Genomic DNA, 16677 nt, shown 5'->3' on the forward strand with positions numbered 1-16677 from the left:
TTGACACCGCATGTGCGGCTTCGCCGGCTTTCTCGACCTGACCCAGCCCACCCCCGACCGGGAAAGGGTGGTGCGCGCCATGGCCGCCACCCTGGTCCATCGCGGTCCCGACGACGATGGCGCCTGGGTGGATGACGAAGCCGGCGTGGCGCTGGGCTTCCGCCGCCTCGCCATCCTCGACCTCTCGCCCCAGGGCCACCAGCCCATGATCTCCCACGACGGGCGCTGGGTGATCAGCTTCAACGGCGAGATCTACAACCACGCCGCCTTGCGGACCCGGCTGGGCGACGGCATCGCCTGGCGCGGCCATTCCGACACCGAGGTATTGCTGGAGGCGGTTTCCGCCTGGGGGGTGGAGGCGGCGCTGGCCGAATTCGACGGCATGTTCGCTTTCGCCCTGTGGGACCGCCGGGAGCGCACCCTCACCCTGGCCCGCGACCGTTTCGGCGAGAAGCCGCTCTATTGGACTCGGACGGGCGGCGGCCTGCTGTTCGGCTCCGAACTGAAGGCGCTGGCCGCCCATCCCGGCTGGCGGGGCGGCATCGACCGCGACGCCCTGGCGCTGTTCATGCGCCTGGGCTGGATTCCGGCGCCCCACACCATCCATCCCGGCGTGTTCAAGCTGTCGCCCGGCCATGTGATGCGGGTGAAGGACGGCGAACTCTCGGCCAAGCCCTACTGGTCCGCCGCCCAATGCGCGGCCCGCCAGGAAGGGCGCTTCACCGGTACCGCCGGACAGGCCGCCGACCGGCTGGAGGAACTGCTGCGGGACTCGGTCGCCCTGCGCATGCAGGCCGACGTACCGGTGGGCGTCTTCCTGTCGGGCGGCATCGATTCCTCCATCACCGCCGCCCTGATGCGGCAATTGTCGGGCGGGCCGGTTCACTCCTTCACCATCGGCTTCGACCAGTCGGGCCTGGACGAAAGCCCCCACGCCCGCGCCGTCGCCGACCACCTGGGCACCATCCACACCGAAGTCAGAATCAGCGATGCCGAGGCGCTGGCCCAGGTGGCGCGCCTGCCCCGCCTCTACGACGAGCCCTTCGCCGACGCCGCCGCGCTTCCCACCGCGCTGCTGGCCCAGGTGACCCGCCGAAGCGTCACGGTGGCCCTGTCGGGCGACGGCGCCGACGAGCTGTTCGGCGGCTATGGCATCTACCGCTCCATCCCGAGGGACTGGCAACGGCTGAACAGCCTGCCTGGCGGAATGCGCAGCCTCGGCGCGGGACTGGCCCGCGGCCTGAGCGGCCCGGCGGAAGGCCTGGCCGCCCTGGCCGGTGGATTGCGCAAACGCCGCAGCCATCCTGGCCATCGCCTGGGACGCGAGGCCGAGCGGCTGGAAGCCGGATCACTGGCCGAGTTGCTGGGCCTGCACTATTCCCGCTGGCGCGGCATGGCCGGCGTGGTCCCGGGCGCGGGCCGGGCGGAAAGCCTGTTCACCGCCCCCATGCCGGGCGTGCGGGACGATGCCCTGGCCACCATGGTGCTGGATTGCATGGGCTATCTTCCCGACGACCTGTGCGTCAAGACCGACCGCGCCACCATGGGCGCCTCGCTGGAGGCGCGCCTTCCCTTCCTGGCCCTTCCCGTCGCCCAATTCGCCTGGAGCCTGCCCTCCGCGCTGAAGATCGAGGGAGACGTGGGCAAGGCGGTGCTGCGCAATGTCCTTTACCGCCATGTGCCGCGCCCCCTGGTGGACCGCCCCAAGATGGGCTTCGAGGTGCCGCTGCGCCGCTGGCTGAACGGCGAATTGCGGGGGTGGGCCGACGATCTGCTGGCGGAGGACAGGCTGCGCCGCCAGGGCTTCCTCGACGCCCCCCTGGTCGCCCGCTGCTGGCGGGAGCACCGCTCGGGCGCCAAGAACTGGCAGAACGAGATCTGGCACGCCCTGATGTTCCAGGCCTGGCTGGAAACCGTCAGTCCTTGAGCGAATTGCGCGCCCGTGCCGCCTGGACGGTCGCGCGGTCGGCGGCCAGGATGGCATCGATGGTGCCGTCCCGGCGCATGGCCTTCAGGGTCTCGGCCAGCGCCGGAGCCAGATGGGCATGGCGGGAATTGACGTAGTGATAGAGGGGGGTGACCGCCACCGGCTGGCGCAGCGCCCGAAACGGCCCCAGCCTCATCTCGTCGATCAGCAACCACACCGCCTCGCCCAGCAGGGCCACCTGGCAATGGCCGGCGTGGAGCATGCGCAACGCCGCGTCGTTGGTGGAGACCAGCTCGCGGCTCATGCCCTCGGTACCCGCCTCGCCCAGCTTGAAGCCCCGCACCACGCAGATGGTATAGGGCCGCAGGCTCTCCCAACCATTCACCGTGAAGCTCAGCCCGGCGGTGAAGGCGATGGTGTCGAAACTCAGCACCGGCTCGGGCACCCGCACCAGGTTGGGATAGCGGGCTTCCAGCCCGGCCATGCGCATGGTGTCGCCGTCGGTGTCGCCCGTATCGGCCGAGATGATCGCCCGCTCGTTGGGGCGGATGTCGGCGACCGCACGCAGGCCGATGCGGCCATAGGCCTCGCGCACCACCTCGAATCCGCGCACGCTGAGATGGTCGCCCTGAATCTGCGAGATGACGTGAAAATCGGCGGCGACAACCCGCCCCGTCGCCAGCCAGACGGCCAGGACGAGAAGGGAAAGCGCCGCCCGCCTCACGGCGCGTATTCCGCCGGATCGGCCAGCCCGGCCTCGGCGAAGCCCTTGAGGCGGAGCCGGCAGGAATCGCAATGGCCGCAGGCGCGGCCCTGCGGGTCGGGGTCGTAGCAGGTGGAGGTGATGGAATAATCCACGCCGAGATTCAGCCCGCGCCGGATGATGTCGGCCTTGGTGAGGTCGATCAGCGGCGTGTGCAGCCGAAGCGGCGTGCCTTCCACCGCCGCCTTGGTGGCGAGGTTGGCCATGGCCTCGAAGGCCCGGATGTAGTCGGGGCGGCAATCGGGATAGCCGGAATAGTCCACGGCGTTGACGCCGACAAAGATGTCGGAGGCGCCGATCACCTCGGCGAAGGCCAGCGCGAAGGACAGCATGATGGTGTTGCGGGCCGGCACGTAGGTGACCGGAATGCCGGCGGGGATCGCCTCGTCCAGGCCGCCCTTGGGCACCGCGATGTCGGATGTCAGCGCCGAGCCGCCGAATACCCTGAGATCGATGTCGGCGATGCGGTGGTCCGTCACCCCCATGGCCGCCGCCACCCGCCGGGCGGCGCCGATCTCCACGGCGTGGCGCTGGCCGTAGCGGAAGGTCAGCGCGGCAGGCTGGAAGCCCTCGGCCTTGGCGATGGCCAGCACCGTGGCGGAATCGAGGCCGCCGGAGAGCAGGACGACCGCCGGCTTCATGGTCACAGGGAGAAGTGGGACTTGATGAAGGAATCGATCTCCGCCTCGTTCCAGCCCTTGGCGGCCAGATCGGCGCGGACCTTGAAGACGTCCACGTTGGGCCAGGTGTGGCAGCTCTCGATGGTGTGCTTGTCGGCGTCGACGATGCGGAAGTCGTAGGGCCGCTTCTCGCTCTGGAAGACGTCGTAGTACAGCACCTGGTCCACGTGGTTGTCGGGCAGGAAGGTCAGGATGCGCGGCTTGATCTCGTAGAGCTTCTCCGGCCCGGAAATATCGGCCGACGCCGCGATGATCAGTTCGTCGCCCTTCTGGCAGGTCCGCGCGGCGGCGCCGTTCAGCACGCAGCAGCGCGAGCCCGGCTCGCCGAAGATGACGTAGGTGGAGATGCGCGCCGCCGAGTTCTTGTTCCAGATGTCGACGAATTCCATGGGATAGATGCCGGCCATCTCGCACTGCTCGGGATCAAGGGTGATCGAGCCGTGGTAGTTGAGGTCGGCATTGGTGACGCGAATGCCATGCAGCTTCGCGCGGATGATCTTCATCATGGGGCACCGGAACAAACTTGCAGCATAGTGCAGTGACGTAAACGTACCGGGCCCCCTTCCGCAACATCTTATTGAAGGCAGAGGCGCGGATTCGGTGCTTGACGCCCTCATGCGCGCTGTCGTTTGCTGGGGCTCCGAGTTGCTCAGTAGGATAATTCCTCCCATGTCCGCACCCGCCAAGCCCAGCGGCGAGCCCATCGCCGGCAAGCACCAGCTGGTCGAGTACCTGGAATCCGGCTGCAAGCCGAAGGATGCGTGGCGCATCGGAACCGAGCACGAGAAGTTCGGCTTTTCCACCACCGACCTCAAGCCGCTGCCCTACGAGGGCGAGAACGGCGTCAGCGCCATGCTGGACGGGCTGGCGGGGCTGGGCTGGGAGCCGGTGTTAGAGGGCGACAACGTCATCGCCCTGTTCGACCATTGCGGCGCCGCCATCAGCCTGGAACCGGGCGGCCAGCTGGAACTGTCGGGCGGATTGCTGGACAACGTCCACCAGACCGCCGCCGAGGTCACCCACCATCTGGCCCAGGTCAAGCACGTGGCGAACCGCCTGGGGATCGGTTTCCTGGGCGTGGGCTTCCAGCCCAAATGGGGACGGGGCGACATTCCCTGGATGCCCAAGGGCCGCTACGCGATCATGCGCCGCTACATGCCCGAGGTGGGGACCAAGGGCCTGGACATGATGCTGCGCACCTGCACGGTGCAGGTGAACCTGGACTTCGCCTCGGAAGCCGACATGGTGAGGAAGCTGCGCGTCTCGCTGGCGCTGCAGCCCGTCGCCACCGCCCTGTTCGCCGCCTCGCCCTTCGTGGACGGCAAGCCCTCGGGATTCGTCTCGGCCAGGGGCGACGTGTGGACCGACACCGACCCGCACCGGACCGGCGGCCTGCCCTTCGCCTTCGAGGACGGCATGGGCTTCGAGCGCTATGTGGACTGGATGCTGGACGTACCCATGTACTTCGTCTACCGCGACGGCAAGTACATCGACGCGGCGGGCCAGAGCTTCCGCGACTTCATGGCGGGCAAGCTTCCCGCCCTGCCGGGCGAACTGCCCACCATGGGCGACTGGGCCGACCACCTGACCACCGCTTTCCCCGACGTGCGCCTGAAGAAGTTCCTGGAGATGCGCGGCGCCGACGCCGGCCCGTGGCGGCGGCTGTGCGCCCTGCCCGCCCTGTGGACCGGGCTGCTCTACGACGACGCGGCCCTGGACGGCGCCTGGGAGCTGGTCAAGGGCTGGACGGCCGGGGAACGGGACGCGCTGCGTGCCGCCGTGCCCGCCCAGGGGCTGGCCGCCACCATCGGCGGGCGGACGGTGCGCGAGGTGGCGCTGGACGTGCTGGCCCTGGCCTCGAAGGGCTTGAAGGCCCGCAACCGCTTGAATGATTCGGGGCGCGACGAAAGCATCTATCTCGACCCCATCGAAGCGGTGGCGCGAAGCGGCCGGACCGCCGCCGAGGAGATGCTCGAGGCCTATGCCACCCGCTGGCAGGGCTCGGTGGATCCCATCTTCCGCGAATACGCCTACTGAATCAGCCCCAGAAGGCCAGCCCGAGGATCGCGGCGCCGAACAGGATGCGGACGAGGGCGAAAGGCGCGAAGGTATTGCGCCCCACCCAGGCCATCATGCCGGCCAGACCGAGCAGCGCTGCCAATCCCGCCGTGGCCGCCGCCATGAACAGGTCGGTGGAGAACACCAGTTGCGTCTGATGGGCCAGGCCCCAGAAGGTCTTGACGCCGTGCCCCAGGATCAGGGGCATGGCCAGCAGCATGGAGAACCGGATGGCCGCCTGCCGCTCCCAGCCCAGCAGGCGGGCGGCGGTGATGGTGATGCCGGTGCGCGACACGCCGGGCACCATGGCGAATATCTGCAGGGCGCCCAGGCCGGCGGCGCTGATCCAGCTCATGTGCTCGACCCGGCGCACGGTGACGCCCAGCTTGTCGCAGACCCACAGCAGCACGCCGCCGACGATCAGGATGACCGCCGCGCCGGTCGGCCCCACCAGGCCGCGGGCCTGCTCCAGCAGCAGCCAGCCGGCGATCGCGGCGGGAACGGTGCCGACCAGGACATGCAGCAGCAGATGGGAGCCGTAATCGGGCTTGCCCTTGGCAAGCCGCCACAGGCCGACGCTCATGGCCCAAACGTCGCGCCAGAAATAGGCCATCAGGGCCAGCAGGATTCCGGCATGGGCCGCCACCGACAGGGCGGCCCGCCCCTCGACCGTCCCGGCCAGATGGGGCAACGCCGCCAGAAAACCGGCAGCGCCAAGAGGCAACACCTCTCCCAGCCCTTGAATCAGGGCCACGACCAGGACTTCCAGGAACGTCACTCGGGTGCCCCCCGTATGCGGCTGCTTCCTTATAGCACCGAGGCCCGCGACTCGGAAGGGAGACGGAAAGGTCCGATGTGAGACCAATAATTCCTACCGCCGCCCCGCCAAACCCCCACCACCTCAGGTGACGCAGGGGTGCCTTTTTATTTAGGTCACTAATACTGACCAATTTGTCCAATTCCCATTGATTGGTCACCGTTTCTGTCGTATTTTCACCCCGACCCCAGGGCCCGAGGATTCGCCATGCCCCGCAAGATGCTGCAGTTCACCCACCTCCATCAGCGCCAGCCCGACAAGCGCGGCGCCGCCGAGCGCCGCAAGGATTTCGGCGAGATCAGTACCGCCTTCGCTCCCGAACGGGCCGGCGAGCAGGCGTCGCGCTGCGAGCAATGCGGCATCCCCTTCTGCTCCATCCACTGTCCGCTGGGCAACAACGTGCCCGACTGGCTGATGCTGGTGGCCCAGGACCGGATGGAGGAGGCCTACGCCGTCTCGTCTTCCACCAACACCTTCCCCGAGATCTGCGGCCGCATCTGCCCCCAGGACCGCCTGTGCGAGGGCAATTGCGTGCTGGAGCAATCCACCCACGGCAACGTCACCATCGGGGCGGTGGAGAAGCACATCACCGAGACCGCCTTCGCCCAAGGCTGGGTCAAGCCCGTGCTGCCCGGCGCCGAAACGGGGCGCTCGGTGGGCATCGTCGGCGGCGGCCCCGCCGGGCTGGCGGCGGCGGAATCCCTGCGCCGCAAGGGCCACGCCGTCACCGTCTACGACCGCCACGACCGCATGGGCGGGCTTTTGATCTACGGCATTCCCGGCTTCAAGCTGGAGAAGGACGTGGTGGAACGCCGCATCCGCCTGCTGGCCGAAGCCGGCGTCACGTTCGAGACCGGAATCGAGATCGGCAAGACCGTCTCCTTCGCCGAATTGCGTTCGCGCCATGACGCGGTGCTGATCGCCACCGGCGTCTACAAGGCCAAGCCGCTGGGGATCAGCGGCGCGGATTTGCCGGGCGTGCATGCCGCGCTGGACTACCTGATCGCCCAGAACCGCCGCGACCTTGGCGACACGGTCGAAGGCTTCGACGCCAAGGGCCGGAACGTGGTGGTCATCGGCGGCGGCGACACCGCCATGGATTGCGTGCGCACCGCCATCCGCCAGGGCGCCAAATCGGTGAAGTGTCTCTATCGCCGCGACCGGGCCAACATGCCCGGCTCCAAGCGCGAGGTGGCCCATGCCGAGGAGGAGGGCGTCGAATTCGTCTGGATGGCCGCCCCCGAGGCCGTCACCGGCAAGGGCAAGGCCGAGGGCGTCAAGGCCGTCCGCATGCATCTGGGCATGCCCGATGCCTCGGGCCGCCAGAGCCCGGTGGCCATCGAAGGCTCGGGCTTCCAGCTTCCCGCCGACATGGTCATCGCCGCCCTGGGCTTCGACCCCGAGGACGTGCCCGCCCTGTTCGGCGCCGCCGACCTCGAGGTCTCCAAATGGGGCACCATCGAGACCGACGCGGCGCTGATGACCAGCCTGCCGGGCGTCTTCGCCGCCGGCGACATCGTGCGCGGCGCCTCGCTGGTGGTCTGGGCCATCAAGGACGGCCGCGACGCGGCGGACGCCATTCATCGCTACGTCTCGGGCGTAGCGGCGAAGGCGGCCGAATAGACGGCAAGGGTGAGATCACCACAGAGACACAGAGACACAGAGAAGGCACAGAGAAAATAGCCTTCTTCTCCTCTGTGCCCCCTCTGTGTCTCTGTGTCTCTGTGGTTATTCCCCTGCGGGGGAGAGAAAATCCTGTGGAGAGTGCCATGAGCAACACCTTCGTTGCCGAGTATCTGGAGAACGCCGCCAAGCTGGAATCCGCCGGCATCGACACCAGCCCGCACGATGCCTGCGGCGTCGGCATGGTGGCGGCCCTGGACGGCAAGCCCCGGCGCGACGTGGTGGAGGCCGGCATTCAGGCCCTGTCCGTGCTGTTCCACAGGGGCGCGGTGGACGCCGACGGCAAGACCGGCGACGGCGCCGGCATCCACGTCGAGATCCCCCAGGACTTCTTCAAGGACCACGTGGCCCGCACCGGGCACGCGGTGGCGGCCGGCCGGCTGGCGGTGGGCATGGTGTTCCTGCCCAAGACCGACCTCGGTGCGCAGGAAAGCTGCCGCTGCATCGTCGAGACCGAGATCCTCAACTTCGGCTATTCCATCTACGGCTGGCGTCAGGTTCCCGTCGACGTCTCCATCATCGGCGAGAAGGCCAACGCGACCCGGCCCGAGATCGAGCAGATCATGATCGCCAACACCCTGGGCACGCCCGAGGAGCGCTTCGAGGCCGATCTGTTCGTCATCCGCCGGCGCATCGAGAAGCGGGTGCTGGCCAGCCACATCACCGATTTCTACATCTGCTCGCTGTCGTGCCGCTCCATCATCTACAAGGGCATGTTCCTGGCCGAGCAGCTGACCAGCTTCTATCCCGACCTCTTGGACGAGCGCTTCGTGTCGCGCTTCGCCATCTATCACCAGCGCTATTCCACCAACACCTTCCCCACCTGGCGTCTGGCCCAGCCCTTCCGCATGCTGGCCCATAACGGCGAGATCAACACGCTGACGGGCAACATCAACTGGATGAAGGCCCACGAGCCGCGCATGGAGCACGAGGTGTTCGGCGCCTCCATGGACGACCTGAAGCCCATCGTCCAGCCGGGCGGTTCCGATTCCGCCGCGCTCGACAACGTCTTCGAGGTGATGTGCCGCGCCGGGCGTCCCGCGCCGCTGGTCAAGCAGATGCTGATCCCGGAGAGCTTGGGCTCCAACGCCCTGATGCCGGAAGCCCACCGCACCTTCTTCGGCTATTGCAACTCGGTGATCGAGCCCTGGGACGGCCCGGCCGCCATCTGCGCCACCGACGGTTCCTGGGCGGTGGCGGGCGTCGATCGCAACGGCCTTCGCCCCATGCGCTTCACCATCACCAAGGGCGGACTGCTGATCCTCGGCTCCGAGACCGGCATGGTGAAGGTCAAGGATTGCGACGTGGTGGAGAAGGGCCGGGTCGGCCCGGGCCAATCCATCGCCATCGATCTCGACGCCGGCAAGTTCTACCGTGACGGCGAGATCAAGGACCTGCTGTCGTCGCGCCGCAACTACTCGGCCTGGGTCAAGCGCATCACCGAATTGGACTCACTGGTCAAGACCGGCGCGCCCGAACCCGCCGAATTGTCCTCGGACGAGCTGAAGCGCCGTCAGGCCGCCTACGGCATGACCATGGAGGACATGGAACTGATCCTCCACCCCATGGTCGAGGACGCCAAGGAGGCGGTGGGAAGCATGGGCGACGACACGCCGCTGGCGGTGCTCTCGGCGGGCTATCGCGGCCTGCACCACTTCTTCAAGCAGAACTTCAGCCAGGTGACCAATCCGCCCATCGACTCGCTTCGTGAGTCCCGCGTGATGAGCCTGCGCACCCGGCTGGGCAACCTGGGCAACATCCTCGACGAGGATGAAAGCCAGTGCGACCTGCTGCAGCTGGAAAGCCCGGTGCTGTCCAACGCCGAGTTCGCCGCCATGCGCAAGTACATGGGCGAGGCGGCGGCCTCCATCGACTGCACCTTCGATCCCAAGGGCGGCATCGAGGCGCTCAAGGACGCCCTGGCCCGCGTGCGCCGCGAATCGGAAGAGGCGGTCAGGGGCGGCTGCACCCATCTGATCCTCACCGACGAGGGCGTGAGCGAGGCCAAGGCCGCCATCCCCATGATCCTGGCGGCCGGCGGCGTGCACTCCCATCTGGTGCGCCTTAGCTTGCGCACCTGGACCTCGCTCAACGTGCGCTCGGGCGAGTGCCTGGACGTGCATTACTTCGCCGTGCTGATCGGCGTCGGCGCCACCACGGTCAACGCCTATCTGGCCCAGGAAGCCATCGCCGACCGCCAGCGCCGCGGCCTGTTCGGCTCCATGCCGCTGGAGGAATGCGTCCGGCGCTACAAGTACGCCCTGGACCAGGGCCTGTTGAAGATCATGGCCAAGATGGGCATCTCCATCGTCAGTTCCTATCGCGGCGGCTACAATTTCGAGGCGGTGGGCCTGTCGCGCACCCTGGTGGCCGAGTTCTTCCCCGGCATGACCAGCCGCATCTCCGGCATCGGCCTCTCCGGCATCCAGAAGAAGACGGTGGAGCAACACGCCACCGGCTTCGGCGGCCCGGTCCCCGCCCTGCCCATCGGCGGCTTCTACCGCTATCGCCGGGGGGCGGAGGCCCATTCCTTCGACGGCAGCCTGATCCATCTGCTGCAGATGGCGGTGGCGACCGATTCCTACGCCACCTACAAGAAGTACTCCGACGGCATGCGCAGGCTGCCGCCCATCACCATCCGCGACCTCCTGGACCTGAAGCCCGCCGGCACGCCCATCAGCCTGGACGAGGTGGAAAGCATCACCGAGATCAGGAAGCGCTTCCTCACGCCGGGCATGAGTCTCGGCGCCCTGTCGCCCGAGGCCCACGGCACCCTCAACATCGCCATGAACCGCATCGGCGCCAAGTCGGTGTCGGGCGAGGGCGGCGAGGACCGCGAGCGCTATCGCCCGCGCCCCAACGGCGACAACGCCAATTCGGCGGTCAAGCAGATCGCCTCGGGCCGCTTCGGCGTCACCGCCGAGTACCTCAACATGTGCCGCGAGATCGAGATCAAGGTGGCGCAAGGAGCCAAGCCCGGCGAGGGCGGCCAGCTGCCCGGCTTCAAGGTGACGGTGGAGATCGCCAAGCTGCGCCACGCCACCCCCGGCGTCATGCTGATCAGCCCGCCGCCGCATCACGACATCTATTCCATCGAGGATCTGGCCCAGCTGATCTACGATCTGAAGCAGATCAACCCCCAGGCCCGCGTCACGGTGAAGCTGGTCAGCCGCTCCGGTATCGGCACGGTGGCGGCCGGCGTGGCCAAGGCCAAGGCCGACACCATCCTGGTCTCCGGCCATGTGGGCGGCACCGGCGCCTCGCCCCAGACCTCCATCAAGTTCGCCGGCCTGCCCTGGGAGCTGGGCCTGTCCGAGGCCCATCAGGTGCTGACGCTGAACCGCCTGCGCCACCGGGTGAAGCTGCGCACCGACGGCGGCCTCAAGACCGGCCGCGACATCGTCATCGCCGCCATGCTGGGCGCCGAGGAATTCGGCATCGGCACCTCCTCCCTGGTGGCCATGGGCTGCATCATGGTGCGCCAGTGCCATTCCAACACCTGCCCGGTGGGGGTGTGCACCCAGGACTTGAGCTTGCGCGAGAAGTTCACCGGCAGCCCTGAGAAGGTGGTCAACCTGTTCAGCTTCATCGCCGAGGAAGTGCGCGAAATCCTCGCCTCCCTGGGCGTGCGGAGTCTGGCCGAAATCATCGGCCGCGCCGACCTGCTGCACCAGGTCAGCCGCGGCGCCAGCCACCTGGACGACCTCGACCTCAACCCGCTGCTGGCCCAGGCCGACACCGGCGGCTTCCCGCGCTATTGCGTCGAGGACAAGACCCAGGAAGTGCCCGACACCCTGGACGCCCAGATGATCATCGACGCCAGGCCGGCGCTCGAAGACGGCGAGAAGATGCAGCTGGACTACAACGTCAGGAACGTCCAGCGCGCCATCGGCACCAAGCTTTCCCACAAGATCTTCAAACGCCACGGCATGACCGGACTGGCGCCGGGCCACGTCACCGTGCGCCTCAGGGGCTCGGCGGGCCAAAGCCTCGGCGCCTTCGCGGTGCAGGGGCTGACGCTGGAAGTGTTCGGCGATTCCAACGATTACGTGGGCAAGGGCCTGTCGGGCGGCACCATCATCGTGCGCCCGCCGGTGGCCTCGAATCTCAAGAGCAACCTCAACACCATCATCGGCAACACGGTGCTGTACGGCGCCACCGCCGGCAAGCTGTTCGCCGCCGGCCAGGCGGGCGAGCGCTTCGCCGTCCGCAACTCGGGCGCCGAAACGGTGATCGAGGGCTGCGGCTCCAACGGCTGCGAGTACATGACCGGCGGCACCGCCGTGATCCTGGGGCCCGTGGGCGCCAATTTCGCCGCCGGCATGACCGGGGGCATGGCCTTCGTCTACGATGCCGACGAAAGCTTCGCGCGTCGGGTCAACCCGGAAAGCGTCATCTGGCAGCGCCTCGAGACGCCCCATTGGGAAGGGGTGCTGAAGGCATTGGTGCAGGAACACGCCGCCGTCACCGGCTCGGCCTGGGCGGAATCGCTGCTGGCCGACTGGGACCGCGAGTTGCCGCGCTTCTGGCAGGTGGTGCCGAAGGAGATGCTGTCCCGCCTCGCCCATCCGGTGGGCCGCGACCGCATCGCCGCCGCCGAATAACCGGAAGCATAATAAGGCCTAGCCGGAGGAGGGTTCCCCTCCTCCGGCCGGACATTCCGGCTACCCGTTTCCCCCCTTAAAATTGCGGGCTTCCCGGGGCACTCTTAAGAAAGGGTGAATTCGGGGCTGATGGGGATGATCGCGATCTGGGATGCTCGGTTTTCAGTGGGGAATGCCCTGGCCGATGCCGAGCACCGGCAGGTCATCAGCATCCTCAACGAAATCGACGTTGCCCGCTCGGTGGGCGCGCCACCCGAGGTGGTGGGAAAGGCGCTGGAAGCCCTGGTGCGGACCATCGACGCCCATTTCGCCCACGACCCGGCACCGCGCGGCGACCACCTCGCCATCGCCACTTCGGCCCGCCGTCTGCTTGAATCCTGGCGCGACGGCATTCCAAACACCCTGGAACGCCGCGTCCTGGTCAACCTGGCCCGCCGCTGGATCGGCCACATGGGCCGCCAGGAGGCCGTCCCGCCCGCCCAGCGCATGGCCGGCTGACACACCCCGCCTCACCGCTCCAGTCGGGCTCCCGTCAGCGCGAAAAAGCGATCCAGACTCATCAGGAACGGAGCGGGCTGAATGCCGAGGAAGCCCCCCCGATCGAACAGGGGAATCGGGCGATCTATCCGGGTCGTCAGCTTCAACTCTCCGCCGCGCTCCACGTATTCGCCGATCTTGGTTGCGAGGTCGGCGGACAGGCGCGGGTCGACACGCTGCTGCTCAAGCTGCTGACGGATACCCTTCGTCGCTTCCGCTCCCAAGGCCGCTGCCAATCCGTCGGCACCTTCGGTCACCAGGGCATCCTCCGCGACTTCCACGAGCAGGCGCTTGCGCAGGCCGCGATCCTTGATCCCGACCGACAGGTCGGCAAGTTCGAGACGGGCGAGCGCATCGACCATGACCGGCGCGTCGTGAAGCAGACGCATGGGATTGTCCGTCATGGCGGCATCGCGCGCCTGCCGGGCGAAATCGGCCAGGCGTTGATCGATGCGGTCAAGCGCCAGTTTGAGGGACGTGCCCCCAAGCTCGTCGAAATCCAGGGTGACCGCCACTTCGCCACGCTGCTTGTCGGGCTCGAAGCGGAAATAGAACTCCGTTTCCCCGGTCACGACGGGATAGCCCATGCCGACGAATCGCTCGAGATTGGCGTCGGAAACACCATTTCGCTGCGCCTGGGCGATTTCGAGCACGGGTATGGAAATGCCGGCAAGCCTGATGCGAGCCGCCGACAGCTGTTCGCGATGGGTGTCAACGTCCGAGATCCTGGCCGTCTTGACGGTCACCCTGGGGCCGCGCCCGTCGGGACCGGTCAGGGTCATGTCGGAAAGGGTCACGGAACGTCCAAATAGCGAAGCGCTGACACTGCCATAGCGGATGGCGCGGTCGAGGTCGACGCTGATCAGACTCCGCTTGATCTCGCGATCCGCCTTGTCGTTGGCCCAAGACTGCAGGCCAAAATACCCGGCGATGACCAGGGCGGCGGCTCCGGCAGCGGCGAGCTTGACGAGTTTGGACTTTTCCATGGCGACGCTCACTGAATGCTGCCGGCTGGCGCGGAAAGATCGGGATAACGCCGCCGGATGAGAGCCGGCACGTCATTGGCATCGGCGCAACCATCCTGCCGGCACTCCGACACGGCCCGCACGGCCAGTCGTCCCACATAGGGCTTGCCGTCCGCCTTGTCGGCATTGTCGGCCCGCAGGTCGCCCGACACCACGTACCATTGCCCCTTGACCAGTTCCGGCAATCCGCCGGCCAGATCGAGCTTCAGACGCCCAGGCCACGTGGTCTCGACCGAGGACGCGCCGCTGCCTGCCGCCTTCACCATGAAGACGGCAGGCTGCGGCTTGTCCTGGACCACGGAGCGGCCAATCGTCGTGCTGACGCTGGACAGGGCGCGGCTGCCGTCATGGAAATAGGCCACCCGCGCCGCGTGACCGGCATTGGGAAGGGTGCGCAGATCGGCTTCCGCCTGATAGCGCTGCTGCTGGACCGCGCGCTGGCGCGCCTTCTCTTCCTCCGCCCTGCGCCGGGCCTCGGCCGCCGCCGCCAGAGCCTGTTCGCGCGCCTTGGCGGCCTTGGCCAGTTCGTCGGCGCCATAGGTATGCAGCACCTTGGCCGATTCGCGGTCGAGATAGGCGGTCGCCTCGACCAGTTCGAACGTGACGTGGGCAATGCCGTCAGGTGTCGCCGGCACGAAGGCCGGTCTGGCGATGACCTCCAGATACACCTCGCGGGTACCGTGGCGGCGACGGTTGATGTGATCGACCAGAGCCTCGGCCGCATCGACATTGGCCGGCAGGCCGAAGACCGACTTTCCCGCCGCCCAGCTGCCGGCAAACCGCACGATGGCCGATCGCGGGTTCAGTCCCTCGCAATACTGGTAGGGCTGTTCCCAGGAAAAGCCGTCCGGCAGCGGGGTGAACTCGAAAGATCCGGCCGCCTGATCGTACTGGCCGAACTTGGCGTTGAAGACCAAACGGACATAGGGCTTGAGCGGCTCGGACATCAAGGTCGCCCTGGTCTTGGCCAGATAGTCGGTCAGGCGGAACTCGTTCTTGGCGACGGCGGCGTAATTGCGGCAATCAATGGCCCGCGCATAGGCCGATGCCGTGCCGGCATCATCCGCCGCCGCCGGGTACTCCCTGGCGTAGCGGACGATCAGCGGCCAATAGCCGACCGGGTCCGCCAGGTCACGTACCGACTGAACCGGAACGGGAGAGGGCGCGACGGCAGCGGCCGGAGGCGGGGGCGCAACCGGCGCCGGAGCGGCGGGGGCCGTTGGCGCGACCGTTGGTCCAGCCGTTGGCGCCGTTGCCGCCTGAACCGGCGTCGCGGCCCATCCTGCCGCCTTGGATGCGGTATAGGTGGTCCCCACCGGCGAGCGATCGGACGCCTTGTAGGCGGCGGCGGCGAAAGTGGTCGCAGCCGGGCATTCCTGTGCCAGTACCGGCGCCAGCTTGGGCAGGAATTCGGGAACGCCGCCCTGAAGCAACGGACTGCTGTCCTTGAGCATCAGGGACAGGGACAGGGCCGGCCGGCACCACTTCCCGGTGGCGTCGGGCTGGGCGAAGACCTCGACGCCCATCTTCTCGGAGAATGCCAGGCGGTGCGGGTCGGCGGCCAAGACCGGCTCCGCCGCCAGGATCAGCCCGGCGGCGGCCAAGACCACGCGATCGCGCATTTACAGAATCTCCCAGGCGCCATCCGTGCCCTTGCAGGCCTTCACGTTCTGCTGGCCGCTCTGTCCATCCTTTGCCGTCACCTTGACGTCCATGGTGCGGCAGGTCGAGGCGGTGTTGACCTCCTGAGTGACGGTGTTGGCGGCATCGAGATCCACGGCGCGATCCTTTTCCACCGCGTCGAGATTGACCGCCGGGCGCACGCCTGCGGCGGGAGCCGCCGCGGCCACCGCCGCCGGAGCGGACTTCTGCACCAGGGAAGCCGCGACGTAGCCGATGGTGCGCTTGCCCCGCCCGACCACGATCCAGTCGCTGCCATCCACCTTGCCGACGGCGGTGAAGGTCTCACCCGTCTTCAAGCCGCTGACGATTTCGGCATCGGTGGTGGGGGCGGTGCGGACGTTTGCCGCCTTCTTCGCCTCCCAGGTTTCTCCGATCAGCTCGAGCCTGGGCAGCGGAGCCACCCGCTTTTCCCGGACCAGCGCCACGGTGCGCGGCTCGGTCTTGGTTTCCTGGGGGGTGATCACCGCGGAGGCACCGGTCTGCGGATTGCTCCACCGCACCGTCTCGCCGTCCTTGGCGTTGGCGACGGCTTCGGCGGTCTTGGCATCGACGGCCTGGCGATCCTGGCAATCCAGCAGCGAGCCGATCTGCTGGCCGATCAGACCGCCCACCGCCGCGCCCAGGAGGGCGGTGCCGATCTTGCCGCTGGCCTTGCCCAGCAGCAGGCCGGCGGCAACCCCGCCCACCACCGCGCCGATCGCCGCACCACCGACCTTGCAGTCATTGTCGAAGGCCGTTTCCGCCGTCTTGCACCCGGTCAGCACGACCGGAACGCAAATCGCCGAAGCCAGAAGGGACATCCGTCCCAGCCTGGAGGTGCCGAAAAATGCCATGATCTCCCCCGAGATATGAAAATTTGCCGGCAACTATCTCTTGCCGAACCGGGGGCGTCAAGCGACC

At 67.7% G+C, this 16677-nt stretch carries 12 protein-coding genes; 5 read left to right on the forward strand and 7 right to left on the reverse strand.

The features are described from left to right. Positions 1–10 precede the first annotated feature (10 nt). A complete protein-coding gene (gene asnB / locus ACV4UZ_RS15530; protein ID WP_491601696.1) occupies positions 11–1927 on the forward strand; it encodes an asparagine synthase (glutamine-hydrolyzing) in 1917 nt (638 codons plus the stop codon). On the opposite strand, the gene ACV4UZ_RS15535 is transcribed toward asnB, so the two are convergent. The 3 genes from ACV4UZ_RS15535 to ACV4UZ_RS15545 are packed head-to-tail and all read right to left on the reverse strand — an operon-like array spanning position 1917 to position 3876. Next, positions 1917–2651, reverse strand: a complete 735-nt coding sequence (locus tag ACV4UZ_RS15535; RefSeq protein WP_491601697.1) for a substrate-binding periplasmic protein — start codon at positions 2649–2651, stop codon at positions 1917–1919. The genes asnB and ACV4UZ_RS15535 overlap by 11 nt on opposite strands. Continuing rightward, positions 2648–3331 (reverse strand): 7-cyano-7-deazaguanine synthase QueC, encoded by a 684-nt coding sequence (gene queC, locus ACV4UZ_RS15540; RefSeq protein WP_491601698.1) that lies wholly within the window; start codon positions 3329–3331, stop codon positions 2648–2650. The genes ACV4UZ_RS15535 and queC overlap by 4 nt, the downstream gene beginning before the upstream one ends. A 2-nt stretch (positions 3332–3333) precedes the next feature. Next, complete coding sequence (locus tag ACV4UZ_RS15545; RefSeq protein ID WP_491601699.1) at positions 3334–3876, reverse strand: aspartate 1-decarboxylase; 543 nt, start codon at positions 3874–3876, stop codon at positions 3334–3336. Between the two features lie 163 nt (positions 3877–4039). Here ACV4UZ_RS15545 and ACV4UZ_RS15550 point away from each other — a divergent pair, with 163 nt between their 5' ends. Continuing rightward, positions 4040–5407, forward strand: a complete 1368-nt coding sequence (locus ACV4UZ_RS15550; RefSeq protein ID WP_491601700.1) for a glutamate--cysteine ligase — start codon at positions 4040–4042, stop codon at positions 5405–5407. A gap of 1 nt (position 5408) precedes the next feature. On the opposite strand, the gene ACV4UZ_RS15555 is transcribed toward ACV4UZ_RS15550, so the two are convergent. Further along, positions 5409–6206, reverse strand: a complete 798-nt coding sequence (locus ACV4UZ_RS15555) for an undecaprenyl-diphosphate phosphatase (protein ID WP_491601701.1) — start codon at positions 6204–6206, stop codon at positions 5409–5411. 246 nt (positions 6207–6452) lie between these two features. On the opposite strand from ACV4UZ_RS15555, the gene ACV4UZ_RS15560 reads away from it, so the two are divergent. From ACV4UZ_RS15560 to ACV4UZ_RS15570, 3 genes are all read left to right on the forward strand, one after another. After that, complete coding sequence (locus tag ACV4UZ_RS15560; protein WP_491601702.1) at positions 6453–7868, forward strand: NAD(P)-dependent oxidoreductase; 1416 nt, start codon at positions 6453–6455, stop codon at positions 7866–7868. Positions 7869–8014: 146 nt separating this feature from the next. After that, positions 8015–12532, forward strand: a complete 4518-nt coding sequence (gene gltB / locus ACV4UZ_RS15565; protein WP_491601703.1) for a glutamate synthase large subunit — start codon at positions 8015–8017, stop codon at positions 12530–12532. Positions 12533–12667: 135 nt separating this feature from the next. Further along, positions 12668–13030 carry a hypothetical protein gene (locus ACV4UZ_RS15570; RefSeq protein WP_491601704.1) on the forward strand — a complete coding sequence of 121 codons (363 nt, stop codon included), beginning with the start codon at positions 12668–12670 and terminating at the stop codon, positions 13028–13030. An 11-nt stretch (positions 13031–13041) separates the two neighbouring features. On the opposite strand, the gene ACV4UZ_RS15575 is transcribed toward ACV4UZ_RS15570, so the two are convergent. From ACV4UZ_RS15575 to ACV4UZ_RS15585, 3 genes are read right to left on the reverse strand one after another with little or no spacing between them, the layout of a single operon-like run. Beyond that, positions 13042–14055 carry an aq_1923 C-terminal domain gene (locus ACV4UZ_RS15575; protein ID WP_491601705.1) on the reverse strand — a complete coding sequence of 338 codons (1014 nt, stop codon included), beginning with the start codon at positions 14053–14055 and terminating at the stop codon, positions 13042–13044. Positions 14056–14063: 8 nt separating this feature from the next. After that, entirely contained in the window at positions 14064–15716 is a 1653-nt protein-coding gene (locus ACV4UZ_RS15580) for a hypothetical protein (protein ID WP_491601706.1), read from the reverse strand. Continuing rightward, entirely contained in the window at positions 15717–16610 is an 894-nt protein-coding gene (locus ACV4UZ_RS15585) for an SH3 domain-containing protein (RefSeq protein WP_491601707.1), read from the reverse strand. Positions 16611–16677 lie beyond the last annotated feature (67 nt).

It is taken from the genome of Paramagnetospirillum sp. (genome assembly GCF_058402745.1).

Coding starts and splice junctions, on each gene's coding strand:
- ACV4UZ_RS15570 (WP_491601704.1), top strand. CDS start 12,668: ATGATCGCGATCTGGGATGCTCGGTTTTCAGTGGGGAATGCCCTGGCC.
- ACV4UZ_RS15575 (WP_491601705.1), bottom strand. CDS start 14,055: ATGGAAAAGTCCAAACTCGTCAAGCTCGCCGCTGCCGGAGCCGCCGCC.
- ACV4UZ_RS15550 (WP_491601700.1), top strand. CDS start 4,040: ATGTCCGCACCCGCCAAGCCCAGCGGCGAGCCCATCGCCGGCAAGCAC.
- asnB (WP_491601696.1), top strand. CDS start 11: ATGTGCGGCTTCGCCGGCTTTCTCGACCTGACCCAGCCCACCCCCGAC.
- ACV4UZ_RS15585 (WP_491601707.1), bottom strand. CDS start 16,610: ATGGCATTTTTCGGCACCTCCAGGCTGGGACGGATGTCCCTTCTGGCT.
- ACV4UZ_RS15580 (WP_491601706.1), bottom strand. CDS start 15,716: ATGCGCGATCGCGTGGTCTTGGCCGCCGCCGGGCTGATCCTGGCGGCG.
- queC (WP_491601698.1), bottom strand. CDS start 3,331: ATGAAGCCGGCGGTCGTCCTGCTCTCCGGCGGCCTCGATTCCGCCACG.
- ACV4UZ_RS15545 (WP_491601699.1), bottom strand. CDS start 3,876: ATGATGAAGATCATCCGCGCGAAGCTGCATGGCATTCGCGTCACCAAT.
- ACV4UZ_RS15560 (WP_491601702.1), top strand. CDS start 6,453: ATGCCCCGCAAGATGCTGCAGTTCACCCACCTCCATCAGCGCCAGCCC.
- gltB (WP_491601703.1), top strand. CDS start 8,015: ATGAGCAACACCTTCGTTGCCGAGTATCTGGAGAACGCCGCCAAGCTG.